This window comes from Myxacorys chilensis, from assembly GCF_059505265.1.
The window spans coordinates 1-24,164 of record NZ_JCACKG010000149.1 but is presented as its reverse complement, the minus strand read 5'-3'; the positions used below and the strand labels follow the sequence as shown (position 1 = coordinate 24,164).

Annotated in this window: 22 protein-coding genes and 1 tRNA gene; 6 read left to right on the top strand and 17 right to left on the bottom strand. The window is 48.0% G+C overall.

The features are described 5' to 3' along the window. Nucleotides 1-52: 52 nt before the first annotated feature. Entirely contained in the window at nt 53-1,150 is a 1,098-nt protein-coding gene (locus AC5JLB_RS10850) for a DJ-1/PfpI/YhbO family deglycase/protease (RefSeq protein ID WP_495873847.1), read from the bottom strand. Between the two features lie 309 nt (nt 1,151-1,459). Here AC5JLB_RS10850 and AC5JLB_RS10845 point away from each other — a divergent pair, with 309 nt between their 5' ends. The 3 genes from AC5JLB_RS10845 to AC5JLB_RS10835 all read left to right on the top strand — a co-directional run bounded on the left by AC5JLB_RS10845 (nt 1,460) and on the right by AC5JLB_RS10835 (nt 4,864). Next, nucleotides 1,460-1,993 carry a DUF6335 family protein gene (locus AC5JLB_RS10845; RefSeq protein WP_495873846.1) on the top strand — a complete coding sequence of 178 codons (534 nt, stop codon included), beginning with the start codon at nt 1,460-1,462 and terminating at the stop codon, nt 1,991-1,993. A gap of 80 nt (nt 1,994-2,073) precedes the next feature. Next, entirely contained in the window at nt 2,074-3,075 is a 1,002-nt protein-coding gene (locus AC5JLB_RS10840) for an SDR family oxidoreductase (RefSeq protein ID WP_495873845.1), read from the top strand. Nucleotides 3,076-3,202: 127 nt separating this feature from the next. Beyond that, nucleotides 3,203-4,864 (top strand): RecQ family ATP-dependent DNA helicase, encoded by a 1,662-nt coding sequence (locus AC5JLB_RS10835; RefSeq protein ID WP_495873844.1) that lies wholly within the window; start codon nt 3,203-3,205, stop codon nt 4,862-4,864. A 304-nt stretch (nt 4,865-5,168) separates the two neighbouring features. Here the strand turns inward: AC5JLB_RS10835 and AC5JLB_RS10830 are convergent, their stop codons facing one another. The 3 genes from AC5JLB_RS10830 to lysS form a co-directional block, all read right to left on the bottom strand. Then, on the bottom strand, nt 5,169-5,792 hold the full coding sequence (locus AC5JLB_RS10830; RefSeq protein ID WP_495873843.1) for a Uma2 family endonuclease: 624 nt from the start codon (nt 5,790-5,792) through the stop codon (nt 5,169-5,171). 63 nt (nt 5,793-5,855) lie between these two features. After that, nucleotides 5,856-7,643 carry an ABC transporter ATP-binding protein gene (locus AC5JLB_RS10825; protein WP_495873842.1) on the bottom strand — a complete coding sequence of 596 codons (1,788 nt, stop codon included), beginning with the start codon at nt 7,641-7,643 and terminating at the stop codon, nt 5,856-5,858. A gap of 5 nt (nt 7,644-7,648) precedes the next feature. Continuing rightward, nucleotides 7,649-9,163: a lysine--tRNA ligase gene (lysS, locus tag AC5JLB_RS10820; RefSeq protein ID WP_495873841.1), complete on the bottom strand. Its 1,515-nt coding sequence runs from the start codon at nt 9,161-9,163 to the stop codon at nt 7,649-7,651. Between the two features lie 172 nt (nt 9,164-9,335). Here lysS and AC5JLB_RS10815 point away from each other — a divergent pair, with 172 nt between their 5' ends. Beyond that, nucleotides 9,336-9,806 carry a DUF3574 domain-containing protein gene (locus tag AC5JLB_RS10815; protein ID WP_495873840.1) on the top strand — a complete coding sequence of 157 codons (471 nt, stop codon included), beginning with the start codon at nt 9,336-9,338 and terminating at the stop codon, nt 9,804-9,806. Here the strand turns inward: AC5JLB_RS10815 and AC5JLB_RS10810 are convergent. The 9 genes from AC5JLB_RS10810 to AC5JLB_RS10770 form a co-directional block, all read right to left on the bottom strand. Continuing rightward, nucleotides 9,803-11,761, bottom strand: a complete 1,959-nt coding sequence (locus AC5JLB_RS10810; RefSeq protein WP_495873839.1) for an ATP-binding protein — start codon at nt 11,759-11,761, stop codon at nt 9,803-9,805. The two genes, AC5JLB_RS10815 and AC5JLB_RS10810, sit on opposite strands and share 4 nt — an antisense overlap. Nucleotides 11,762-11,795: 34 nt before the next feature. After that, nucleotides 11,796-13,100 (bottom strand): ATP-binding protein, encoded by a 1,305-nt coding sequence (locus tag AC5JLB_RS10805; protein ID WP_495873838.1) that lies wholly within the window; start codon nt 13,098-13,100, stop codon nt 11,796-11,798. Between the two features lie 96 nt (nt 13,101-13,196). Continuing rightward, nucleotides 13,197-13,730, bottom strand: a complete 534-nt coding sequence (locus tag AC5JLB_RS10800; RefSeq protein WP_495873837.1) for a methylated-DNA--[protein]-cysteine S-methyltransferase — start codon at nt 13,728-13,730, stop codon at nt 13,197-13,199. Nucleotides 13,731-13,756: 26 nt separating this feature from the next. Beyond that, on the bottom strand, nt 13,757-14,734 hold the full coding sequence (locus AC5JLB_RS10795; protein ID WP_495873836.1) for a methylenetetrahydrofolate reductase: 978 nt from the start codon (nt 14,732-14,734) through the stop codon (nt 13,757-13,759). Nucleotides 14,735-14,862: 128 nt separating this feature from the next. Then, complete coding sequence (gene trpS / locus AC5JLB_RS10790; protein WP_495873835.1) at nt 14,863-15,873, bottom strand: tryptophan--tRNA ligase; 1,011 nt, start codon at nt 15,871-15,873, stop codon at nt 14,863-14,865. A gap of 183 nt (nt 15,874-16,056) precedes the next feature. Then, nucleotides 16,057-16,233: a hypothetical protein gene (locus tag AC5JLB_RS10785; protein WP_495873834.1), complete on the bottom strand. Its 177-nt coding sequence runs from the start codon at nt 16,231-16,233 to the stop codon at nt 16,057-16,059. A 736-nt stretch (nt 16,234-16,969) separates the two neighbouring features. Beyond that, a complete protein-coding gene (locus AC5JLB_RS10780) occupies nt 16,970-17,221 on the bottom strand; it encodes a hypothetical protein (RefSeq protein ID WP_495873833.1) in 252 nt (83 codons plus the stop codon). 161 nt (nt 17,222-17,382) lie between these two features. Beyond that, nucleotides 17,383-18,573: an aminotransferase class V-fold PLP-dependent enzyme gene (locus AC5JLB_RS10775; protein ID WP_495873832.1), complete on the bottom strand. Its 1,191-nt coding sequence runs from the start codon at nt 18,571-18,573 to the stop codon at nt 17,383-17,385. A 21-nt stretch (nt 18,574-18,594) separates the two neighbouring features. Next, nucleotides 18,595-18,666 (bottom strand) — tRNA-Asn (locus AC5JLB_RS10770). Nucleotides 18,667-18,890: 224 nt separating this feature from the next. On the opposite strand from AC5JLB_RS10770, the gene AC5JLB_RS10765 reads away from it, so the two are divergent. Both AC5JLB_RS10765 and AC5JLB_RS10760 read left to right on the top strand, forming a co-directional pair. After that, on the top strand, nt 18,891-19,469 hold the full coding sequence (locus AC5JLB_RS10765) for a TRAP transporter small permease subunit (RefSeq protein ID WP_495873831.1): 579 nt from the start codon (nt 18,891-18,893) through the stop codon (nt 19,467-19,469). Between the two features lie 9 nt (nt 19,470-19,478). After that, nucleotides 19,479-20,849, top strand: a complete 1,371-nt coding sequence (locus AC5JLB_RS10760) for a TRAP transporter large permease (protein WP_495873830.1) — start codon at nt 19,479-19,481, stop codon at nt 20,847-20,849. Nucleotides 20,850-20,873: 24 nt separating this feature from the next. On the opposite strand, the gene AC5JLB_RS10755 is transcribed toward AC5JLB_RS10760, so the two are convergent. The 4 genes from AC5JLB_RS10755 to AC5JLB_RS10740 form a co-directional block, all read right to left on the bottom strand. Then, nucleotides 20,874-21,974, bottom strand: coding sequence for a TRAP transporter substrate-binding protein (locus AC5JLB_RS10755; RefSeq protein ID WP_495873829.1), 1,101 nt, complete (start codon nt 21,972-21,974; stop codon nt 20,874-20,876). Nucleotides 21,975-22,097: 123 nt separating this feature from the next. Beyond that, nucleotides 22,098-22,652 (bottom strand): NYN domain-containing protein, encoded by a 555-nt coding sequence (locus AC5JLB_RS10750; protein ID WP_495873828.1) that lies wholly within the window; start codon nt 22,650-22,652, stop codon nt 22,098-22,100. A 187-nt stretch (nt 22,653-22,839) separates the two neighbouring features. Continuing rightward, nucleotides 22,840-23,535: an energy-coupling factor ABC transporter ATP-binding protein gene (locus tag AC5JLB_RS10745; protein ID WP_495873827.1), complete on the bottom strand. Its 696-nt coding sequence runs from the start codon at nt 23,533-23,535 to the stop codon at nt 22,840-22,842. 4 nt (nt 23,536-23,539) lie between these two features. Then, a complete protein-coding gene (locus tag AC5JLB_RS10740; RefSeq protein ID WP_495873826.1) occupies nt 23,540-23,809 on the bottom strand; it encodes a UPF0367 protein family in 270 nt (89 codons plus the stop codon). Nucleotides 23,810-24,164 lie beyond the last annotated feature (355 nt).

The window sequence follows — 24,164 nt, the reverse complement described above, 5'->3', positions numbered from 1 at the left end:
ACTTCCCTAAAATGAATCATCCGTTTCATCCGCTTTTAATTGGTTGCTAGTCCTATCCCGCTGTAACCGAAGGACTGCTCGACGGCTGCGGAGATTGGGGGGCGCGATCACCTAGGCGATCTTTGTACATCTCAGCAACGCGAGCTTCATCTCTAGCGAGCACAATTTCCATCTGATCGAAAATGTCAACGGTCGCCGGATCGGTAAGCTTGTTACGCAAGCCATAAACATCGACAACGCCTGTTTGCATATCGCCCAGTGCCCGACGCAAAACATCAATATTGCTGCGGTTATTTTGGAAGAATGCTTTGACATCAGCATAGAAATTGCTAATTGCGGCGGTTAGAGACGGCTTCTCTCCTAATACGTTTAGACGCGATTCTAGCAATTGAATATGCTGCTGTTTATGAGCACAAATTTCGTGAAAGAGTTCGCGCATCGCTTCGTCCGATGCGTTATCGACATAATGTTGAAAGGCTTCGAGACTGTAGCGCTCTCCCGCGATCGCGGTGTTAATCGCTTGGACAATTTCGCTCTTGCTCGATCCGCCCCACTCTTCGCCCAGCTTCCACCAGCCTGCATCAGCATCAGCTACGTTCGGCAAGCTAGTGTCCGGAACACTGAGGTTTAAGTATTGAAGAATTGCTGTTGTAAAAATTGGCAAATCTCCCGGACGGCGAGAGGTAATTAAGTTGTCATCGATGACTAATGGCTCGTCAACAAAGACGGCTCCAGCATTCTGCATATCTTTACGAATGGCTCGGAACCCCGTTGCTCGAACATTCTCTAGCATGTCACCTTCGATTAGAACTTGAGGGCCGTGGCACACGGACGCTACTAAAACGCCCGCGTCTAACGCCTCTTTGACAAAGTTGACGGTGTTCATGTTCGTCCGCATCTTGTCCGGTGCTTGTCCACCCGGAATGATCACCGCGTCGAAATCGGCTGCGATCGCTTCAGTCGTTGTGGCATCAGCCTTGACCGCCACCTTATTCTGCTTACCTTTGTACTCTTCATTAGTCCGAGAGCCAAGGACGACTACATTAGCTCCAGCTTTCTTCAGCGCATTGTAGGGAATCTGAAATTCTGCATCTTCAACGCCTTGCTCAATCAGAATTGCAACTCGTTTTGTCTCTGTCTGGGTCGTCATCACCATTTCTCCTTAGTCTTTAATTTGGTTTCTAAAATCTTTTATGAATGCTTACTCTTAGCAAACTGCACCGCGTTGAATGCTGTGACGCAGAGCATGGTTTCTTATGCAGCACTGTTCAGCGTAGAATTTCTTGCGATCGCACCCCTCACTCTAGAGTGATAAGCCGTCCTCGCTCTTACGACGGATTCCCGCCGCAGAGCGCCCTGATCTGCCTATGTGAAGATTTGATACTTTCTTAAAATCGCTACCGTTCAGGTAACTAAGAAAAAACGAAATTCAACCGTCTTGGATAGAGAGGTACTAATTATGACTAACGCAGGCTATAGCCGGGATAGTTCTGGCTCCAGAAATCCCACGGATGACACTGATTTAGAATCCTCTCTTCACAACTTGGGCGGTGACGTAGAAGATGAGGCAGATGCTAACGCAGCAGAGATCGACGGTACATTCGATGAGAACGGCGAAGAACTACCTCAAGAAATCACAGAGTCTTACGGAACTGGCGTCCACGAGCTTCCGGGCTACAACATAGGGGGCCGGACGATGCGAAATCGCGCCGAAGAAATGAACGAAGCCACCCCAGAGCTGACGGGTGGTGATATTGATGCCAACTACGAACAAGCTAATGCTGTGGGCGATGAGTCGGTTGGTGGAACGGTTTCAACCCCTGATATGGATATCGTCGATAATTTGGGAAAAGCAGTCGGTCTAGAAATGGATGACGCTAACTTTCTGCATACCAACGACATTTTAGAACAACGCGATGAGCGTCGCTGGGAACTAGAACCAACCTCTTCAGAAGATTATGCTGAGAGACGAAACCTTGCCGAAGATGAATGAATACTGAGTCCAATGCTAAGTCTATAGCTACGCAAAAGTTAAGCAAACAGAAATTACGTCACTGAAGAAACAAGAAGATAATGAATTTGAAGCCAATTGATCAACAAGTTGTCGCCGTTGTTGGCGCGTCGAGTGGCATTGGACGAGATGCCGCCTTAAAGTTCGCTCAGAAGGGTGCAAAAGTAGTCGTCTCCGCTCGGAGCAAAGAAGGACTAGCAACCCTCGTCGAAGAAATTTCTAGAGCAGGCGGAGAAGCGATTGCAGTTCCGGCGGATGTTGCCGATTTTGAACAAGTCAAAGCAGTTGCCGATAAAACTGTCGAGCGCTTTGGTCGATTGGATACTTGGGTCCACACTGCAGCGACGGGAATGTTTGCCACGTTTGATTCAATTACGCCTGAGGAATTCAAGCGGGTGATCGATGTAAACCTGATGGGGCAAGTCTATGGCGCAATGGCAGCTTTGCCTCACCTCAAGCGGGAAGGTCGCGGTTCACTCATTCACATCACCTCGGTTGAAGCGCGGCGATCGCTGCCGTTCCAAAGCCCTTATTCCTCTTCTAAGCATGGTGTAGAAGGGTTTCTAGACGCGATGCGGTTAGAGTTGAAGCACGAAGGCTATCAGATTAACGTGGCGAATATTTTGCCTGCGGTAATCAATACGCCGTTCTACAATAAAGGCAAGACAAAATTAGGTGTCAAGCCTACGGGTGTACCGCCTTACTACAATCCGAGTTTGGTGTCCGAAGCGATTCTGTATGCATCTGAGCATCAGGTCCGCGATTATATTGTGGGTGATATTGGTCGAATTATCGATGTTGTACATAAAGTGTCTCCTGCATTAACGGATGCAATGCTATTAGCCATCGGATTTGCAGGGCAAAAGACTACCGACCCTAAAGCAGAAGATCCAAACAATTTGTATGACCCAATTCCGGGCTACGATCGCGTAGAAGGTGACTTTAAGGGTTTTGAAATTCCTAGTTTTCTAGACAAGATTGATAAGAGTCCGGTTGCTGCATTTGGAGCGCTGGCGATCGCAGCTCTTGGCGGTCTAGCCTTGCTGGGTGGATTGCGCGATTAGCCCGCCACTTCTAAAGATTCCCAATTCGCTCAAAACGATTCAACAACGATTCAATGTGATCTCCTCTTCGTAAAGGGAAGAGGGGATCTTTCGTGTCTAATAGCGGACTTGCTCTCTCTCATCAACAATGGCGAAAAAACAAAAGCGCGTTTCAATTCAAAAAATCGCTCACGATCGCTTAGGATACGACGATTTGCGTCCGGGACAAGAAGCCGCGATCGCATCAATTCTCGAAGGGCACGATACGTTAGCGGTAATGCCAACCGGGTCTGGAAAATCGGCAATCTACCAACTGACAGCCGCTCAAATTCCGGGTTCAACAATTGTGATTTCGCCGTTGCTCGCCTTGCAGCAAGATCAGTTGGATGCCATTGCAGAAGAAGAAGAAAGCATCGGTGCGGCTGCTGTGATTAACTCAACAATCTCACTGGCAGACCGAGAAGCCGCTTTCGCACAATGGAATGAGGGACAGCTGGAGTTTTTGTTTCTCGCTCCAGAGCAGTTTGATAATCCTGATACGCTCGATCAGTTGCAAACGAAACCGTCTTTGTTTGTCATTGACGAAGCGCACTGTATTAGCGAGTGGGGACACGATTTTCGACCTGCTTATCTTCGCTTAGATACCATAATTGAGGCATTGGGGCACCCCACCGTACTAGCGCTTACCGCGACCGCTTCTCCGCCTGTACGAGAGGAAATTGTACAGCGCTTAGGAATGCACAATCCCCGCGTCATTGTGCGAGGATTTGACCGTCCTAACCTCTGGCTGAGTGTTGACCGATGTGATGAGGAAGCTGAAAAACAGGATGCTTTCGTAAGGCAGATTCAACAGCTACAGAAACCTGGCATTGTATACGCGGGAACGCGCAAAGCAACAGAGCAACTTGCAACTCTGCTCAATCAAGCAGAAACTAGCGCGTCTGAAAAAGCCTGCAAAGCCGTTGCCTATCACGCTGGAATGAAGTCAAAAGAGCGCGAGCAGGCGCAATTTGCTTTCATGAATGATGAGGTCGATGTGATTGTGGCGACGACTGCGTTTGGTATGGGCGTCGATAAACCCAACGTTCGCTTTGTTTTGCATTACAACATCAGCGATTCGATCGACTCGTACTATCAGGAAATCGGACGGGCAGGACGCGACGGAGAGCCGGCTTATGCACTGTTGTTCTACACGCATAAAGATTTGAATCTTCGGAAATTCTTTTCAGGTAGCGCTAAAGTCGATGCAGAACAAGTGGTTCACGTTGCCGAACTTGTTGAAAGTCAACCAGAGCCGATCAAACCAAAACACTTGAAAGAGCTAACGGATTTATCCAAAACGAAGCTCAAAACAACGCTCAATCAATTACAGGATGTTGGTGTTGTTGATCTGCTTTCAACGGGAGAAGTAACCGTCGTTGAAGATCCTCCCGAATTTTCAAAAGCGGCGACAGAGGTGCTGCACGCTCAAGAACGAGCTGCGCATGTGGAGCGATCGCGCCTAGAGATGATGCGCGGTTATGCAGAAGTTCGCGATTGCCGTCGAAAATACTTACTCAATTACTTTGGCGAACAGCTTGATGAACCGTGCGGATATTGCGATAACTGCAAAGCAGGCATCACGGCAGACAACGAAGATAAATTGCAGCCGTATGAGATTGATAGCCGAGTTGAACACAATGCTTGGGGTGAAGGAACGGTAATGCGGCATGAAGAAGATAAGGTCGTTGTTCTGTTTGATGAGGTTGGCTATAAAACGCTGAGTGTTGCAACAGCTCTGGTTCAACGGTTGCTGAGAAAAGTGGAGTAGTCGAATTTGGCAAAAGGATTATGAAGTCCGAAGACCATTCAAAACAGAAACATTTTTCTTGCAAATAAGAACGGACACTTTGTGAAGCAAAGCGATCGCACCTAAAACAGAACTATTTCGATGTGAAACAGAACAGTTTCTACTCGAAACCGAAACGATCGCAATTCAAGCAGGAGCGATTGCATTTCAAATAGAACGAGTCCTACTTCAAACAGGAGCGAACAGTTTGTGAAGCACATCTACCACACTTGAAGCAGGAACGATCGCATGAGAGATTCTCGCTTTCGAGGCGTCTACATTTTTATTAGCCACCATTGAGCGTATCAGACGCGGCTAAATCCATCTCAACGTCTTCGTAGACTAGCGAAAGCGGGCACAGAAAATCAACACTAGTGAGATGAACTTCTAAGTCATCTGGGGGCGTTTTCAGGAGATCATCTGGAGTGTAGGAATTCAGTTCCCAAGTGCCTCGATCGTTGCGACGGTAGCAGTCCATACCCCTGCGATCGCACTCGACGACCACGTACTCTTGCAGACTCTCTAACTGACGATAGCGCCGAAACTTTTCGCCTCGATCAAATCCTTCAGTAGATGGAGATAAGACCTCGATAATCAAACAGGGGTAGCGTATCATCTTGATGGCCGTGCGATCTCGCTCATCACAACTCACAACCACATCTGGATAGAAGAATGGTCCTTGGTCAGTAATGCCCACTTTGGCATCTGACATGAAGACCTTACAACCTCGTCCTCGAATATGAGACTTAAGTGCAGAAGCTAGGTTAAGTGCAATAGAGGTATGAGGAAGGCTTCCACCTGTCATGGCGTAGGCTTCGCCGTTAATGTATTCGTATTTGAGTGGCTGCTGGGCTTCCCAGTCTAGATAATCCTGGGGTGACAATCTTAAATCGTCGCGATTAGCAATCATGACAGAGACAAGAATGATGGCTATTGCTATTGTCGCTTGAAAACAAAGAACTGCGGACGGCGTTCATCGCAACTCTCGCTCTTTGGCTCCAGACTGAACCTGCCACAGTTTGGCATACACTCCGCGTTGTTCTAATAGCTGCTCGTGAATTCCTTGTTCTACAATCTGTCCATGTTCGACAACATAGATCCGGTGAGCGTGACGAATGGTTGATAGGCGATGCGCGATCGCAATCGTTGTGCGATTTTGCGTAATGTGTTCTAGCGATCGCTGAATCGCTGCCTCAGTTTCGTTATCCACCGCAGAGGTGGCTTCATCTAAAATCAGAATCGGCGGATCTTTAAGAATAGCGCGTGCGATCGCTAACCTCTGTCGTTGTCCGCCCGATAGTTTCTGGCCGCGTTCGCCAACGATCGTGTCATAGCCGTGTGGAAGCTGCGCAATAAAGTCATGGGCTTCGGCTAATTTTGCCGCTCCAATCACCTCTGCACGGGTTGCATCGAAACTGCCGTACGCAATGTTTTCTGCCACCGTTCCGTGAAACAGAAACACATCTTGACTGACCCAACCAATGCAGCGTCTCAAGTCGTGTAATGTTAGCGATCGGATGTCAATATCATCCAACAGAATCTGCCCCTGCTGAATCTCGTAAAACCGCAGCAGCAGCTTGACCAGCGTACTCTTGCCAGAACCTGTTGAACCCACTACTCCGATCGTTTTTCCGGCGGGAATGTGTAACGTTAAATTCTCTAGAGCATTCGCCCGACTGTTGTACGCAAAGGTGATGTGATCGAATAGCACGTCGCCTCGAACCTGATGGACAGGCAAGCTGCGATCGCCGGTTGGAATCGAGACAGGCGTATCAAGCAGATTCATCACGCGATTGATGGAGGCCATCGCTCGCTGATATTGATCCAAGGTTTGACCTAAGGTCGTGAAAGGCCACAACAATCGCTGAATGGTAAACACCATAAAGCTGTATATTCCGACTGAAAGCTGACCGTTAGCGGCTTTTAGCCCTCCTAAAAACAGCGTCGCGGTAAATCCAATCAAAATTACAAATCGAATGAGAGGCACAAATCCAGCACTTAGGGCAATGGTTTTGCGATTGCTGCCGCGATAGGCTTCACTTTCGGCACTGACGCGATCGCGCTCATACGCTTCAGCGGTAAAACTCTTAATCGTTGCAATTCCAGACAAGTTATTGGCTAATCGACTGCTGATAAGCCCCGCTTTTTCTCGCACATCAGCATATCGCGGGGTAAGCCGTTTTTGATATGTCAACGTACCCCAGATGATAAACGGAATCGGCAGCATCGCCCACCATGACACTTCAGGCGCAACAATGATCAGCGTTCCTCCGATCGTAATCACTGTCGTCAAAAACTGCAGAATGTTATTTGCGCCGCTATCGAGGAAGCGTTCGAGTTGATTAATATCGTCGTTTAGAATCGAGAGCAATGTGCCAGTACTGCGCTCCTCAAAAAAGCCGAGTTCTAGCTCCTGCAAATGAGAATACGCCTTCATTCGCAAATCATGCTGAATTGTTTGAGCAAGATTGCGCCAGCGTAGCTCAAAGGCATACTCAAACAACGACTCTAAGCCCCAAATCATTAGGGTGAGCAGCGAAAGAACGATGAGTTGACTCGTAACGCCCGTGACGCCAAGATTGCCGAGCCAGGACTGTTCTCGTTTCACAACAATATCGACTGCCATTCCAATTAGAAACGGCGGCGCAAGGTCGAAGACTTTATTTAGAATCGAGTAGATGCTGGCTTGAACGATCGGTTTTCGATAGCCGCGCTCGTAGCGAAGCAGTCGCTGAAGCGGATGAATAGTGCTTGAACTCATTAAAACTAGGTCTCCTCAGGCTCTCCTTTTTCTGGCTTCAGCAATGGAAATGCAATGACATCGCGAATGCTAGGAGAATTAGTCAGCAACATGACCAAGCGATCGATACCAATACCTAGCCCTCCCGTTGGCGGCATTCCATATTCCAACGCGGTTAAGAAATCTTCGTCAACGCCTTGCGCTTCGAGGTCTCCAGCAGCTTTTCGCTTGGCTTGGGCGTCTAAGCGATCGCGCTGATCAAGCGGATCGGTCAACTCTGAGAAACTATTTGCCGTCTCCCGTCCCACAATAAACAACTCAAACCGCTCTACCAGCCCATGCTTCGAGCGATGCGGTTTTGCCAATGGAGAGATTTCAACCGGATAGTCGAGAATAAACGTTGGCTGAATCAGCGTTTCTTCTACCGTTTGCTCAAATGCTTCATTTAGAACTCTGCCAATCGACTCACATTTGTCAATGTCATGAAGTCCCGCTTGCTTTGCCGCCGCTTTCGCCTCTTCTACCGTCGCGAACTGCGTGAAATCAAGTCCTGACTTCTCCTTCACCACGTCATGCATCGTGACACGCCGCCAAGGTGGAGTCAAATCAATCTCTTGATCTTGATACGTGATCTTTAACGATCCTAAAACCTCCTGAGTCACCGTTGTAATTAAGGCTTCAGTTAGATCCATCATGTCGCTGTAGTCAGCATACGCTTGATAGACCTCGATCGAGGTGAATTCTGGGTTATGGCGCGTCGAAATGCCTTCGTTACGAAAGATGCGACCGAGTTCAAACACTTTCTCAAATCCGCCGACAATCAGGCGCTTTAGGTGCAACTCAGTTGCGATCCTTAAGTAAAGCTCCATCTCCAGCGTGTTGTGATAGGTGACAAACGGACGCGCATCTGCTCCCCCCGCTTCTGAGTTCAAAACAGGCGTTTCGATCTCAATGAAGCCTCGCTGATCCAAATAGCGACGCATTCCAGCTGTGACTAATGCTCGTTTCCTAAACGCATCGCGGACTTCAGGATTTACGATCAAATCAACGTAGCGTTGACGATAGCGTTTTGCAACGTCCGTTAATCCATGCCATTTGTCGGGTAATGGTAATAACGATTTCGTCAGCATTGTGTATTCTTGCACGTACACCGATAGTTCACCTTTCTCGGTGCGCTTAATTGTTCCTTTTGCGCCTAAAATATCGCCCGCATCGGTCAACTGCTTCAGATGCTCAAAGGCTTCTGCATCCTGAGAACCCATGTTTTCTTGAATGCGTTTCTTCTCCAGATAAAGCTGAATCGCTCCGGTTTCGTCTTGCAAGGTAAAGAACGCCAGCTTTCCGAAGACTCGCCGTGCCATGATGCGACCCGCGATCGCAACCTCGATTTCTACTTCTTCCCCACTCGGCAACTCCGCAAATTTTGCCTGCAACTCCGCTGCATGATGGGTCGATTTCCACCCATAAGCATAGGGATTTAGGCCCAATTGCTTTAATTGCTCAGCTTTTTCGATTCGAGTGGCACGGAGTTCTTCTGACATGACGTTGATGTTCGCTAATCGCAGTCTCCAATTATAAAGCGATTTTCCAAAGGACTGATTCAAACTTGCAAACTCAGCTGATTTGATGTCTTGAAGGTTAGCCTTCCTCAACCTGCTGCATAACGCCTCTGAAACCGACGTGTATTGCTTATGACAACTGCCTACCAAGGAAATGATGAAATTTCAACTCCGTCGCGCTCTGATAGGAGCTTCTTTGTTGACTGGGCTGTTCCTGACGTTTGCATTAGCGTTCGATATCTATGCCCGAAGATCCTATGAAGCACTAACCGATCTTCAAGTGTGTAACAACCAATTGAACGGGAAGAGTTTTGCCAGAACCGAGCTATTTTTTGGCTTATCTAAACCAGATGGCTCAGTGATCACCGAACCCGAGTTTCAACAGTTTATAGACCGTAAAATCACTCCTCTTTTCCCAGAAGGTCTGACCTTGTTAACAGGCACAGGTCAATTCCAAACCTCGACTGGAACCGTTACCAAAGAACGATCGAAGCTCTTGATATTGCTCTATCCGTCTGGCAACGATCGCAACGGAGCCGTCGAGCAAATTCGGAAAGCCTATAAAAATGCCTTTAAACAAGAGTCAGTGCTGCGGGTTGATGAGCCGCTGTGCGCGTCCTTCTAACGATTCGAGTGATTTTCTGACTCGGCAGAATCTTTGCCAAATGTTTTGGCAATGACTTTATCGACAAAATCGGTGACGGTCTGCGCGATCGTAGATGGCAAATTCTTAGAAAACCACCGATGAACATAGACTAGCGTTGGGATATCTACTTCTTTCTCATTAAAAATTTCCTTCTGTAGATCATCTAACCGCTCTAACGCTTTGCCTTTCATGTCATTTGGCGCTTCGGCTTGAACTTGATTAACCAAGCGCGCAAAATTGTTCTCTAGCATCGCAAAATCTAGATCTTGCACCTTCAATTCAGTCGTGCTTTTTGTCGCGACATGTCCATTGCCATTTGTTAGAGAGTTTACTTTGAGCTTTTCATCTAACTGTTTTGCCCGACGAACTTGTTCTAGCAGTTCTTGTCCTTCTCTAACAGGTTCAAGAGCTAGGGCATCTCTTAACCGTGCGATCGCGTCATCAAACTGCCCTAAATCTCTCAACTGCGCTGCATAATTCAAAAACGTTCTAATGTAGACGTCCCTAACCCGAACCGGATCGATTAAATACGCTCGTTCGTAAGAGACGATCGCTCGCGCAAACTGCTCCAAGTCAGCAAGTGTTGAAGCCAGTTCCAACAGCGCTTCAAAATGATTGGGATTGAGTTTTAATGCTCGATCAAGCAGCGTTGCGGTTCTAGGTGTCGCGCCGTGATCAGCGCGATCGCGCTTCGCCCGTTGGTACAAAGCGTCAGCTTCAGGACTCAACATACTGAGTTCTTTAATCTCTTTACGAATCGGATGCCTGCCGACCAACCATCGACGCACTAGTTCGATTGTGACTCGGTAAGTCGAAATGCTGGGTGGGATCGTTGCTGAGCGAACCCGTGGACGATGGGTAGACGCTTGCAGAAATTTCCAATTCACAAGATTGAGAATGCTGCGGCGGATGTCATCAGTCACAATCACACCGCAGTCGCCTAACAATTCCAGCGGCTCTATCTCTGTAAATTCCAGCGACAAATCACCCAAATTCGCGGCTAACTTCAGTTCTGGAACTTCGGCAGCGGCTGAAAACACCACTCGTTCTGGAAGCGGAATGCCGTCCCAAAACCAAGCTAGTCCCCCTTCTCCAAACTCGATTGCCCGGTCAACAATCTTCTTGACATCATCGCGAATTACCTTCCAGCGCCCTTCTTCTCGTGCATTAATAAATAGCGAGAAGCAAAGCATCTGCGTGAAATAAGGATGTCCTGCAGAAAGTTCTAAGATGGCGTCGATCGCACCCGGAAAGTACTCTAAAATTTTCTCAGCCGGTTTCGTAATTAATTTCTCGGCGCTGCGTCGATCGAGCAGTCCCACTTCCTGGTAAGGCGCTTCTCGAAACAGACTGAGCAGCGATCGTAAGTCCGTAAGCTGCCGTCCCACAACTGGAATGATGTATAGATCCCGGTGCTGATAGACTTCTGACTGCAAAAATGGAAACAAATGACCCGCCGCATCGGTCATGTCAGGTCTGTAGTCTCCTACGGCATCAAACTCATCAAGCAGCAGCACAATGTTCTTCACGCCCAGCACCCGCCGCAGATCTGGTAAGAAGCGATCGACAAACAGCTGAGGCTGTTCGGTCAACTCTTCGATCGAAGGAACCTCGACTTGATCTTTGAAGCGATCAAAATAATCGAGGGAATCCCGCGCCAGTTCATGTAGTACCATGCCAAGTGGTTTGCGGCTATCTCCTTCGAGCGAAAGCGGCACAAACTCAAAATCTTTCAGCTTCACAAAGTGCGGAATCTGCGCTAACACAGATGATTTTCCAATCCGGCGTTGCCCGTGGAGCAAAATCACCTGCGCCCCTTGCAGCAAATTATCCTGAATAAATTCAAACAGAGTCTCCCGTCCGAAAAACATCTCCGGCTCTACGATGGGACGACCAATAATATAAGGATTTTTTCGACCGAACGAATCGCTCATATACCAAAGATAAAACGTTACCTACCCGGTCAACCTACCCTTGCATGAAGCCTTTGGGCAATGCTGCCGATAGCTTCCCTAACCATGCCAGGATCGAGGGCATTGCTTCCTTATGCTGCCACAACCAGCGAATCGCCGCTGTAACACTCTCCGCTTGGCGATGACTCATCAAGTTGAGAAATCCTTTTTGGCGGGCTTGCAGAGATGCTTCATCACTGTTTTCAATCTCTTTGATCACCCACCACTCCATTAGCGACGAGGCAAATTGATAGACCTTCTGACCGTCATGCACCTGATGGAAGACTACTCCACGTTCCTCTAGATCCCTTAATTCTCGCTCTTTCTGACTGAAAATGATATCTACATCGCCCAAATCGTAACGTTTGCCTGGAATTCGACCTTTGAGGTTGACTAATGCCAGTAGCATTAATAACGTTTGTTCAATCTCGGTAGACAGATTCCAAACGTCCTCAAAATAGTGTTCCGTCATTTGCTGAAAATCTTTCGCAAAGTTGTCCGCTTGAGGCACATGTCCGGCACGAAGTTCCCGATACAACAGAAATCCGGCATTCTGTAACAGTAATGGATTGCCGTCAGCGACTTCGCGAATGCCCTCTCGCAAGGCAGGGGTCATGGGCATTCCGCCCAGCAAACCCGCGACTTCGGTTTCACTAAACGATTTGAGCGGTTGAAAAAGATAGTGGTTATACCAAGGAGAGCCGTCGGGCTTGAGTTTTGGACCGAGTTCGTTTAACCGCCGCAGCGACGTAACGACCATCGAGAGAAATTGCCGCTCTCGCGAATGAGAGGCAAGGTTGCGACAATCGCTCAAAAACACCATGATCTCTTGATCCCTGTAGTTCTCATGGGGACGAAGGGCGACATCATAATCATCCACGAGCAGCAGCAAAAACTTTCCTTTTTTGCCTAGCTCTCGCAAAATATGTCTGAGGCAATCTTTATTGGTATCGCCTTTGTCGATCAATTTAGTCACTTCTGCCTCAATATCTGGTTCATCGCTCAGTTGCTCTTTCAGCAGAACGAAGACTTCCCGCCAGAAATGGGTAGCTGTAAACGGTTCGATGCTGAGACAACTGAGAATGACAATGATCGCATTCGATGGATCGTGACCCCGCACTTTCCAAGCTGGAGGCGATGCCAACAGTTCTAGAAACGATGATTTTCCGATTCCTGGGCCGCCCCAAACGGCTAAATTACTCCGACTAAAGATTTGATCGAACGCGGTTTCAATCTCGCTGGTGCGTCCAATGAATTTGAGGGGCGGAACAGGGTTGCCTACAACATAGGGGTTTTGGGGTAATTCGGGGCTATCGGTCATAATCGACGCAATTTATTCCAGCAGAATTTCTCTGATCGTAGCTCTAGAATCTCAACTGTGTCAGCATCTCTCTATAGCTATCCAGATCAACCCGTATCAATAGCCCTCTACGCCTTCATGCTGGAGCAACCAGCGTTTACGCTCCAAGCCTCCTGCATATCCAGTTAGTTTTCTATTCGCTCCAATGACGCGGTGGCAAGGCAGCACAATGCTGATCGGGTTGAGAGAATTGGTCATGCCTACGGCTCGATAAGCTGTAGGTCGCCCGATCGCGTGCGCTAACTGTCCATATGTCCAAACCTGTCCGACAGGAATGGTTCTTAGCGCCAACCAAACCTGCTGCTGAAACGGTGTTCCGCCTAAGCTAAGAGGAATATTATCTAAACTGGAAAAGTTGCCCGATAGGTAAGAGCGGAGAGCATCACAAATGCTTTGCAGATTTGATGTTGGAATCAGATCTACCTGCCCAAACCGCTGTCTAAGCAGTCGCATCATCCGTGCTTCATAGTCGGAGAAGTCTACCGCGCACAGGCTTTCACCATCTGACACGACGAGAATGTGACCCAAGGCAAACGGGATCGAATCAACAAAGAGTTGCTTCGCCTGAGTAGCGACAGTAGACTGAATCATATTGACTGTCTTATAACTTGGCCGACTTAAACACTGACGCCATTATGACGCATTGCTTCTACTTCTACAGAGGGCTTGCTCAAGGGCGCAATACCAGCCAAATCTAGAACTTGTGGAATTAAGTCTTCTCGCTTAACTGCCATCATGTGAACCCCGTGGCATAGGTCTTTTGCGAGTAAGACTTGTTCTGCCGCGATCGCAACTCCTTCCAACAACGGATCAGACGCCTTCTCCAATCGCTCAATAATATGCTCTGGAATGTTTACTCCTGGCACAGCCCGATTGATGAATCGAGCATTCTTGGCCGACTTCAATAAAAATATTCCAGCAAGAACAGGTTTGCCTGTACCTTTGGCGATCCCCGTCATAAATTGGTCCAATCGATCAAAATCAGTGATTAATTGGCTTTGAAAAAACTGTGCACCTGCTTCTAATTTCCGCTCAAAGCGCTTCTGCAAGCCTGACCAACTGCCACACTGGGGATCAACAGCGGCTCCAGAGAATAGTTCAGTCGCACCATCCGTTAAAGGCTGATCGTTCCAATCTAAGCCGCAGTTGAGTTTATCGATCATCTTCAACAAGCGCACCGATTCAAGTTCAAACACGCCCCGCGCCGCTGGATGATCTCCTGCTTTCACGGGATCGCCCGTCAGCGCTAACACGTTCCGAATGCCTAGCGCTTGCGCTCCCATTAAATCCGCTTGCAGGGCGATGCAGTTGCGATCGCGACACGCCACCTGATAGATCGGTTCTATTCCTTGCTGCAATAACAGTGCTGCCGAAACCAGCGATGACATCCGCATTACCGCTCGACTACCATCTGTGATGTTGACGCCATGAACCCTTCCTTTCAGCATGTGCGCCATCGCCAACATGTGGGATGGGTCAGCCCCCTTTGGCGGAGCGACCTCTGCCGTAATCAGAAACTCTCCTGCTTCAGCCGCTGTCCGAAATGCAGAAAGCGGGGCTTGACCATAAGATTTGGCAAATCGGAAGTTTGTCATGAGCGATTAGGAATGGATTGCATTTGCTCTAGGGTATCGGTCGTCTACTCAAAATTTGAAGCAACCGCTCGAAACCTTTACAAGAAATTAATTTGGAACAACTCTGATTTAGAACACTAATAGCGTTTCTAACTGGGCAAGGTGTATCCCATTGCTTTCTTGGCTTTGTTCAGTGTTTGGTTTGCGATCGCAGAAGCTTTCTCACGTCCCGATCGCAACACTGACTCTAAGTATCCCTGATCGTCCATGATGGCGTCGTACTTCTCTTGGATGGGTTTGAGCGCTGCGATCGTTGTTTCTGCTAGCAATGGTTTAAACTGTCCCCAGCCCATATCCTGACACTCTGTTGCCACTTCGTCTTTGCTTTTGCCCGAAAGCAACATATAGAGCGTCAGCAAATTGTTACACTCAGGGCGCTCTGGATCGCCAAAGGTTAGACCTCGAATCGGATCAGTTTTGCAGCGCTTAATTTTGTTTTGAATTGCTTCGGGTGGATCGAGCAGATTGATGCGGCTCAACTCTGATGGATCAGACTTCGACATCTTCTTTGTGCCATCACTAAGGCTCATCACCCGCGCACCTTCTGCCCGAATTAGTGGCTCCGGGCGCTTAAGAACGGGTGCTTTTGGCGTCGCGAATTTGTGGTTAAAGCGATCGACAATATCTCGTGTGATCTCTAAGTGCTGTTTTTGGTCTTCTCCCACCGGAACTTTATCGGGTTCATACAGCAAAATGTCTGACGCCATTAAAACTGGGTAAGTCAGCAACCCTGTTCCTACGTCCTGACCTTGTTTGATCGCTTTCTCTTTGAACTGGATCATGTCTTCCAACCAGTTCAACGGAGTGATACAACTGAGTAACCAAGCGAGTTCTGTATGGGCAGGAACGTGAGACTGAACAAAAATTGTCGTGTGTTGGAGATCCAAACCACAGGCTAAATACACTGCCGCCATTCTGTAAGTGTCAGCCGCTAGCGTAGATGGATCATGGGGTACAGTAATCGCGTGTAGATCCGCTAGAAAGAAATAATTCTCGTATTGGCTTTGTCCCTCAACCCAGTTGCGAATTGCACCTAGATAGTTGCCTAAATGCAGATTACCAGTGGTCTGAATACCTGAGAGAACTCGCTGCTTGGTCATAACCGTGAAGATGGCTCAGAAAAAACAATCAGTACAATGAACTTATCAAATCCTTTAGCCCCTACCGTTGAGGTTTGCGGCTAGAAGGAGTCCTTCAGTGTACCTATTTTAGGGTGTCTCCCTGAGCTTACCTTAGTGAGATCTCAAACCAAACGGATTTAGATTGAAGCTGAGTGTCTAAGCCTAAGGTTTTTGCTCGTTGGACGAGAAGAACCAGTTTTTGATGGTGATACTCAGCCAAAACCAATGGAACCAACCAATCGCAGCTATAGAGAAAACCCAGCCCTCTGCAATGTCCTCTATATCAATCTTGCCTGAAACTAAATCAAGCCAGATAAAAGGCGCAAATAGGAGTGACATTAAATACTACAGTGGGCCAACTAATGTTGGAAGACTAATTATTGCAGGTAGAAGCCATATCAAAAGTGCTGTGATGCGCTTACTCCGGAGTGATTTACAGGAACTATAAACTAGAGCAGGAATAGACTGAACTAGAAATAATGGAATTAAGTAACCCCCAAGTGTTGACAAGGATGTGATGACACCAAGACGATTGAGGTGGTTAAGAAATAAAGAAAAGGGGATCAGGACTCCTCGCAGTTGGTCTGAATTCTCTGAAACTACTTGATGAGCAATGACTCCAAGAGCTAATGTCGCAGACTGAAACCAGCTAATACTCAAAACACAAAATAGAAGCCAAGAACGACGTTCTAACCAATAAGCTAGGGTTTCTGCAAGATTTTGTAGCTTTCTCACTAGACTCTACCTACTTTTGATACCGAGCAGCCTAATGCTCAGGTTATGCCGCTTGATTACGCAGAAAGGGTAAGGGACTAGAATCTGCTCAGTTCGTTTAGGTGCTCTCCTCCAGTTGCAACCGCATAAACGGTACGAAGAATGTCGGCTGAGTAATATCGATTGCCACGATGATGACAAACGCAGACCCTACATCCTCAAGAATCACAAATCCATCTCTATGCCTAAGCGATCGCAGTTAGGCGAGCCTTCCTCAAACCAGAATTGTTGAACGCGCGATCTCTATCATCGTTCTCAGCAAAACCGAGGCGTCTACTTCTATGAGCGTCGATTCTACCAATCACTCACAAGATTTTTGAGATTTCCACCGGGTGACAAGACACCGTTCTAAAAGCTCGACGCGGTAGTGATGCCAAAATCGTTTCGGATTTAAGATCAATGGATACGCTTGGTGAAACAAAGGCTGATTGAGGTATTGCCAAACTGGGAATTGGGTTTTGTAAAAGCCAGAAAGCATGGGAATTCGTTCTAGGGTAGGAGTGCTAGGCAACCCTTCGTAAAGCCCATTCGTGTTCCGCAGGGTGAGAAACACTTTCTACGACCTACGAGGGATGACTTAACGTTGTTTGCCTTCCCTAAGATGCCCAACTCAGTAGTTCACCCTTAGTGAGGATTGCGGAATCTAAGAAAAAAGTTTGTGAGAAAAGATCTGTAATTCTAGGGATGAAGATTAAGGCTAGAGGCAACTGTGCTCTAATCAGCGAGAAGTTTTAGGAGCGATCGCCCTAAGTACTGATACTGGTTGGGTGTGTTGTACAGTTGTGCCGAAATTCTGACCAGTCGCTTGGGTTCGCTTGGATAGGGCACGATTGGAACCTCAATGTTAAACGATTCCCACAAGGCATCTTGAAGCCCAGCGTAGGAGCCATCAGGTAACGGAATCGTCGCTAGTGCACCCAGCATTGACTCCGGGCATGGCGGTTCGACGTTGAGCAGATCGCACAGTAGCGCTCTTGCCGCGATCGCTTTGGCTCGATTACTCGCCCTCAGTTCTGCCCATCCTCCGGGGAGAAGCGATCCCATCCACTCGATTGCTTTTGCAACGCTGAGATAGGCGGTTGGGTCATCAGTTCCCATCCAGTCAAACTCTAGCTGAAAGCGGGAGCGATCGCGTCTTGGAGAGTTTGCCCCGTGACTGATCGTGAGCGGACGAATTGCGGATTGGCGATCGCGTTGAACATATAAGAACGCCGCACCTTTAGGCGAACAGATCCATTTGTGACAGGTCGCGCTATAGTATGTCGCGCCAATTTCTTTCAGGTTAACCGGAACCATTCCAGGCGCATGAGCACCATCAACCAACGTCTCGACGCCTCGTTTAGCGAGTTCTTGAGAGAGGTGCGCGATCGGCAAAACTAACCCCGTCTGACTCGTGATGTGATCTAAGAGTGCCAATCGTGTCTTCGATGAAACGGCTTGCAGCACAGGTTCAATCACTTGATCTGGTGATGCGATCGGGTAAGGTACGTCTGCAACAACAATCTTTGCTCCCGTTCGTTCGGCTACAAAATTCAAAGCATTACGGCAAGCGTTGTATTCCTGGCTGGTGGTGAGGAGTTCGTCATCGGGCGTAAAGTGCAGCGACCTTAGCACTGCATTTACGCCTGTCGTCGCATTAGGCACAAACACTAAGTCTTCTGAATCTGCACCCACAAAGTCAGCCAGCGTCTGACGGGCTTGATCCAATAATGCTTCAAAATCTCTTGAGAAAAATTTAAGTGGTTGCCGCTCTAATCGCTGTCGCAACGCTTGCTGAAATTCTAAAACTGGAGTCGGACACGCCCCAAACGATCCGTGATTGAGAAACGTTACGTCTGGGTCTAAGTTCCAACATTTGCTGAACTCCGAAGGCTGAAACTCTAGCTTAGAAGTTTCATCCCTCATCTTTTATCCCTCTTGTTAAAACTCCCCAGGCAGGATTCGAACCTGCGACCAATCGATTAACAGTCGACCGCTCTACCACTGAGCTACTGAGGAACGTCGCTCTTTGCGAATATCATAATAGCGACAAACCTAGGACTTTGGCAAGTGTTTTTGAAACTCTTCGATCAGCGATCGGGCAAACCAAGAATTATTCGCAACCTTCCGTAGCAATTGCCACTGTGATCCAGCGATATGGTCAAATGAAAGCTGAAATTCTGTTGAGTCGCCTCCCTTGCACAGTCAATTTATGGCGTCTTACCGTCTATAGGAGATCGAAATTGCAGAAACTACTTCGCCTCTCCAGCGCGATCGATCAAATAAACGAAAAAATTGGGCAGCTTGCGCTATGGCTTGTTCTATTGATGGTTGGCGTTGGGGTTTGGAACGTAATTGGGCGGTACATTGGCAAAGCGATTGGGCAAAACCTCACGTCCAATGCTTGGATCGAAAGCCAGTGGTACATTTTCGACCTTGTGTTTCTGTTGGGGGCAGCCTATGCCCTCAAGCACGATGAACACGTGCGAGTTGATATCTTCTACAGCCGTTGGAATCGCAAATGGAAGGCATTGGCGGATTTGTTCGGAACGATTTTTTTTCTGATTCCGTTTAGCTTGCTGGTGATTTACTTCTCGTGGAATGCGATCGCGCAGTCGTGGATTACCCGTGAAGTCTCGCCCGATCCAGGCGGTCTGGTTCGCTACCCCATCAAAACCATGATTATTGTGAGCTTTGTGCTGCTCATTGTTCAGGGAATTTCTGAAATTATCAAAAACTGGGCAATTTACACAGGTCAACTGCCACCCCAGCGCGATTCGTCAGAGCTTAGCAGAGCCGATCACCACGACATAGAAGGGTAGGAGGTAGGCATGGATTTTTGGAATCAGTACGAAATCGTGTTTGATGCAGAGTGGCTTGGGCCTCTGATGTTTCTAGGAGCGTTAATTCTCTTGTCTATCGGATACCCAGTTGCGTTTGCGCTGGGTGGCACTGCCATTTTATTTGCCATCATCGGCGTGTTGCTTGGCGTGTTTGATCCAATCTTTCTTACCGCGATGCCCCAGCGCATTTTCGGCACCATGTCGAACTATACCCTACTAGCGATTCCCTACTTCATCTTTATGGGGTCGATGCTAGAAAAGTCAGGGATCGCAGAACGCTTATTGGAAACCGTTGGAATTTTATTTGGCAAAGTGCGGGGTGGGTTGGCTTTAGCGGTTATTTTAGTGGGCGCATTGCTAGCGGCAACAACAGGTGTGGTCGCCGCAACAGTTGTGACGATGGGATTAATTTCGCTGCCGATCATGCTGCGCTATGGCTATGACAAGCAATTGGCAACCGGTGCGATCGCGGCATCCGGAACGTTAGGACAAATTATTCCTCCCAGCGTAGTATTGGTCGTGCTGGGCGATCAGTTAGGCGTCTCAGTCGGCGATTTGTTTATCGGGTCGGTGATTCCGGGTCTCATGATGGCGGGAGCCTTTGCGCTTCACGTGTTAATTACCGCTTGGATTCGTCCCGATGTTGCTCCTGCCCTGCCGGAAGAGGTGCGATCGCAGCTTGGCGTCGGCAAGGAATTTGGCAAGCAGGTATTTCTCGCGATCGCGCCTCCCCTCGTTCTCATTCTGCTGGTGTTGGGCAGTATTTTCTTTGGTTACGCTACTCCCACTGAGGCGGGCGCAGTGGGATGCTTGGGCGCAATTGTGCTGGCGGCGCTGAACCGAAAACTATCCCTGCGATCGCTGCGAGACGTTTGTGACTTGACCTTACGAACCACCAGCATGGTTGTATTTATCCTGTTTGGTTCGACGGCGTTTAGCTTAGTATTTCGCGGCGTTGAGGGCGATCGCTTTGTATTCGATGTCCTCACTAATCTGCCTGGTGGAAAGATTGGATTTCTACTCGTCAGTATGTTGGCGATCTTTCTGCTGGGTTTCTTTATCGATTTCTTTGAGATTTGCTTTATTGTTGTGCCGCTTTTTGCACCCGTGGCGCGACAGTTAGGATTAGATATGGTCTGGTATGGAGTAGTGCTGGGAGCAAATCTTCAATCCTCCTTTCTGACGCCTCCCTTTGGGTTTGCTTTGTTTTATTTACGCGGTGTTGCTCCTCCAGAAGTCAAAACGACCGATATCTATCGTGGAGTAATTCCATTTATCTTGCTGCAACTGCTGGTGTTGGTACTGATCATCACATTTCCTGGAATTGTCGGATTTCTGCCTTCGATCTCCAAGACTTAATTGGCAAACTGCAGATGGGTAAAATTAACTTTCAGTTAGCGCAAAGTCTGAAAAACTAAGTTCATTAATTCTGTTCCACTGATAAAGCTGACTACGGAACTGTTTCCACTGGTCGTACACTTGCTTGAACGTGGCATTTTTACTAGAATTTTCTTCATACAAATCAAAAGAAGCTTTCTGTGCAGCCTGCATGATCTCTTTGCTGTAAGGCGTCAGTTGGGTTCCGGCGGCAGTTAAGCGTGCGATCGCTTCTCGATTCAAAGAATCATATTGTGACAACATATTCATGTTTGCCTCATACGCTGCTGCTTTGAAGACTTCCTGATACTCCTTCGGCAACTTCTTCCAATCCCCAAGATTCACCTGAACTTCGAGAGTCGGACCCGGTTCCCACCAACCAGGGTAGTAATAGAATTTTGCAGCTTTGTAAAGACCGAGCTTTTCATCGTCGTATGGGCCAACCCATTCGGCAGCGTCGATCGCCCCTCGATCCAACGCTAAATAAATCTCTCCTCCCGGCAAAACTTGCACATTGACACCCAAGCGAGACATCACCTCCCCGCCCAAGCCTGGAATTCGCATCTTCAAACCCTTTAGGTCTGACAAGGATTTCACAGATTGCTTAAACCAACCGCCCATCTGAACGCCTGTATTCCCAGCAGGAAAGTTAATCACGCTAAAGTCCGAATACAGCTTGTGCATCGTCTCAAGCCCATTTCCGTGATATAACCATGCGTTTTGCTGCTGGGCATTCAGCCCAAACGGAACGGCGCATCCAAACGCTAGGGCAGGATTTTTGCCGATATAGTAGTAACTCGCTGTATGTCCGCACTCGACTGTGCCATTCTGCACCGCATCTAAAACTTGTAGCCCTGGAACAATTTCACCAGCGGCAAAGGGCTGAATCGTAAAACGCCCATCGGTCATTTCTGCCACACGCTTACAAACGGTGGCTGCACCCCCAAAAATGGTGTCTAGAGACTTAGGCCAACTTGTTGCCATTCGCCAAGCTACTGTCGGCAGGGCTGCCCCCGCAACCGCCATTCCCCGCTTCCGAATCGTGCAAGCGGTCAGGGTACTTCCCGTCGCGATCGCAGCAGTACTCACGAATGCTCTACGCTTCATAACCGTTGGGTATCTTAATGCTTTGTCGATAGCTAGATCCCAAATTTTACAGGCGAACGGAGTCCAGGTAGCTGAATGTTGCGGAACCTAAAGCTCTGTGAGGCGTTTCGTGAACTTGGAGATTTACTTCTTGTGATCGCTAGAGCGAAGTTGAGCCAGTCGCTGCTGAGCGATTGGGTCTAATGAATGCATTAAGAAGCGCCCTGTTGGCTTTTTAGCAGGCTTTAGGTGGCGTTGAACACGGCAAGCAACAAACTCTACATCAGTTGCTAGCCGTTCAGCCGACATCCAATCGGCTCCAAATCCAATGACCGTTATTTTCTGCGCTTGATCAGAAGTCGCCACGATCAGCCGCTGCTTAAATTTTCGGAGATCTTGGCGAAAATCAGCGCAAGTTCGTTCGATAAACGAGTCTGCGGTTTGTCCAAAGTCGGTGTAGTACACCGATACATGTTCTGTAATGACTTCTCGAATATTGGGTGAATCGCGGTACTGGGCATCAAACACGATCTGCGTCTCAAACCCTTTATAGGAGCTATAGCCCATGAGCGCTTCCACCAGCCGACGCCTGGCTTCCTCTAACCCCTGGCGATCGCGCACTTGTTTCAACTCATGCCAAGCTCCGACCATGTTATAGCCGTCTACTAACAAAATTGCTTCTGGTGTAGCGCGTGGCATCGCTCAAGATCCAGGAATAGGGTTTGCAAATCGAGTTCTTCCCTAATATGGCATCTTCACTCGTTATCTGTACACAAAAATTTGCATCTGTAGCAGCAGATACCGCTAAAGACACATCTCAGAAATCGAAACTCTATTGATTAGCTGAAGTTATGAATCGACATTGCTCTCAATTTACTCAAAATAGTCAACTCAGATCGAGAGTAGAGGCTTCGCTTTGCATCAGTCTTTGCTTCAACCGCTCTGGCTCTCCTTGATCGACGACTCGGCCTTGTTCTAGAAGAAAGGCTCCGTCGCAGTACTCTAATTCCTCTAAACGGTGCGTCACCCAAAGCGCACTAATCCCTCGCTCTTTAACTAAGGTTCTGACTTGAACAACCAAATCGAGTTGACTGTCTGGATCAAGAAGGGCAGTGGGTTCATCTAATAAAAGAACTTCACAGTGACGAGCGATCGCGCCTGCGATCGCAACTCGTTGCTTTTGCCCGCCGCTAAGCGCATAAATTGGACGTCGTTGAAAAGCCTCTAAATTCACGGCGGAGAGCGCTTCTTCAACTCGTTGCCGAACAATTGGCGTCGGCAGTGCTTCCTGCACCAAACCAAATGCTATGTCCGCGCCAACCGTTGGCATGACTAATTGATGATCTGGATTTTGAAATACAAACCCAATGGGTCGCTGAACCTCAATCTCACCCGCTATAGATGTAAGTAGCCCAGCCAGTAGTCTCAGTAACGTTGACTTACCACTGCCATTCGTACCCAGCAGCATCCAAAATTCCCCTTTTGGGACGTCTAAAGTACAAGCGTCGAGAATCAGTTTGTCTTCTGTCCAACCGAAATAGAGATCCCTGGCTTGAATGGCAGTAGTAACGTTCAACGTCATAGCGTTATGCTTCAGCCATTGAAAAGAAGCCCGGAGTCCTGCCTGAAGAAGTTGCACTAGACTTCTCGTACATCTGCACAGCCGCGAGGCTGTCCGTGAAGATAGCCAGTTTTTTCTCAGGCTGGCGATCGCAAGCCAACTCCAGAAGCTGGTTTCCGCCCGACTTTATGGCATCTACAATCTTTTGATAAGTCTCCTGAGCATCTTCCTCAGACTTGCGCTGGACAGAAAGAGGAATTGGATTAGTCTTGAGAGTCAATTCGATAATGAACATAAAAAGCGTGTGAAACAGCCAGATTCTAGTATTACAAATATCTGAAATAACGGCTTACAAAGTCCTTAGGCAGCCTGAGAGCAAAGTGTAGCCCTCTTGTTTATGCATGTTATAGCCCTTTTATTTATACAGATTAATTGCAGGACTAGAAATTTTTAAAACCTATTCTTATAATGAATGTCATATAGTGAAGAAAAGTAAATTCTCTCATAAACCTCCGCCAATTCTCTCATTTTTGAGATTGGTGTCTGGTTTGGGGAAGCCTTCTTTACCTGCAATAAATCTAGGAGTTTTCCAACTATGACCATAGCAGTAGGGCGTGCGCCCGCGAGTCGGGGATGGTTCGACGTCCTCG

Bases quoted from the DNA above. Each gene is read 5' to 3' on its own strand.
- AC5JLB_RS10760 (WP_495873830.1), top strand. From the start codon at position 19,479: ATGGATTTTTGGAATCAGTACGAAATCGTGTTTGATGCAGAGTGGCTT.
- AC5JLB_RS10815 (WP_495873840.1), top strand. From the start codon at position 9,336: ATGATGAAATTTCAACTCCGTCGCGCTCTGATAGGAGCTTCTTTGTTG.
- AC5JLB_RS10755 (WP_495873829.1), bottom strand. From the start codon at position 21,974: ATGAAGCGTAGAGCATTCGTGAGTACTGCTGCGATCGCGACGGGAAGT.
- AC5JLB_RS10830 (WP_495873843.1), bottom strand. From the start codon at position 5,792: ATGATTGCTAATCGCGACGATTTAAGATTGTCACCCCAGGATTATCTA.
- AC5JLB_RS10845 (WP_495873846.1), top strand. From the start codon at position 1,460: ATGACTAACGCAGGCTATAGCCGGGATAGTTCTGGCTCCAGAAATCCC.
- AC5JLB_RS10750 (WP_495873828.1), bottom strand. From the start codon at position 22,652: ATGCCACGCGCTACACCAGAAGCAATTTTGTTAGTAGACGGCTATAAC.
- AC5JLB_RS10775 (WP_495873832.1), bottom strand. From the start codon at position 18,573: ATGAGGGATGAAACTTCTAAGCTAGAGTTTCAGCCTTCGGAGTTCAGC.
- AC5JLB_RS10740 (WP_495873826.1), bottom strand. From the start codon at position 23,809: ATGTTCATTATCGAATTGACTCTCAAGACTAATCCAATTCCTCTTTCT.
- AC5JLB_RS10825 (WP_495873842.1), bottom strand. From the start codon at position 7,643: ATGAGTTCAAGCACTATTCATCCGCTTCAGCGACTGCTTCGCTACGAG.
- trpS (WP_495873835.1), bottom strand. From the start codon at position 15,873: ATGACCAAGCAGCGAGTTCTCTCAGGTATTCAGACCACTGGTAATCTG.
- lysS (WP_495873841.1), bottom strand. From the start codon at position 9,163: ATGTCAGAAGAACTCCGTGCCACTCGAATCGAAAAAGCTGAGCAATTA.
- AC5JLB_RS10850 (WP_495873847.1), bottom strand. From the start codon at position 1,150: ATGACGACCCAGACAGAGACAAAACGAGTTGCAATTCTGATTGAGCAA.
- AC5JLB_RS10785 (WP_495873834.1), bottom strand. From the start codon at position 16,233: ATGTCACTCCTATTTGCGCCTTTTATCTGGCTTGATTTAGTTTCAGGC.
- AC5JLB_RS10840 (WP_495873845.1), top strand. From the start codon at position 2,074: ATGAATTTGAAGCCAATTGATCAACAAGTTGTCGCCGTTGTTGGCGCG.
- AC5JLB_RS10805 (WP_495873838.1), bottom strand. From the start codon at position 13,100: ATGACCGATAGCCCCGAATTACCCCAAAACCCCTATGTTGTAGGCAAC.
- AC5JLB_RS10745 (WP_495873827.1), bottom strand. From the start codon at position 23,535: ATGACGTTGAACGTTACTACTGCCATTCAAGCCAGGGATCTCTATTTC.
- AC5JLB_RS10810 (WP_495873839.1), bottom strand. From the start codon at position 11,761: ATGAGCGATTCGTTCGGTCGAAAAAATCCTTATATTATTGGTCGTCCC.
- AC5JLB_RS10795 (WP_495873836.1), bottom strand. From the start codon at position 14,734: ATGACAAACTTCCGATTTGCCAAATCTTATGGTCAAGCCCCGCTTTCT.
- AC5JLB_RS10835 (WP_495873844.1), top strand. From the start codon at position 3,203: ATGGCGAAAAAACAAAAGCGCGTTTCAATTCAAAAAATCGCTCACGAT.
- AC5JLB_RS10800 (WP_495873837.1), bottom strand. From the start codon at position 13,730: ATGATTCAGTCTACTGTCGCTACTCAGGCGAAGCAACTCTTTGTTGAT.